We start from the raw sequence: 388 nt of genomic DNA on the forward strand, positions 1-388 counted from the left end.
ACCCACCACTGACAGTGCTCGCTCCGCCGACGGCGCCCCGCCTCTGGGATCATGGTGGGCACCCCGTGGGAAATCCGTGCCGTTGTAAAGTGAAAGGCGCCCTTGACCTGCACGATCAGGCAGGGAGCCAACCCTCTAGGAGTCCGCATGCTGCGCACGATGTTCAAGTCCAAGATCCACCGGGCCACCGTCACCCAGGCCGACCTGCACTACGTCGGTTCCGTGACGATCGACGCCGACCTGATGGACGCCGCCGACCTGCTGCCCGGCGAGCTGGTCCATATCGTCGACATAGACAACGGTGCCCGCCTGGAGACGTACGTCATCGAGGGCGAGCGCGGCTCCGGCGTCATCGGGATCAACGGCGCCGCCGCACACCTCGTGCACC

The 388-nt window shown here is 66.2% G+C and carries 1 protein-coding gene; it reads left to right on the forward strand.

What is annotated here, in order from left to right:
* Nucleotides 1-147 precede the first annotated feature (147 nt).
* On the forward strand, nucleotides 148-388 hold a 241-nt coding region (gene panD, locus RM572_RS29590), incomplete at its 3' end, for an aspartate 1-decarboxylase (RefSeq protein ID WP_311676415.1).

It is taken from the genome of Streptomyces hazeniae (assembly GCF_031845485.1).
Taxonomy (GTDB): Bacteria; Actinomycetota; Actinomycetes; order Streptomycetales; family Streptomycetaceae; genus Streptomyces; species Streptomyces hazeniae.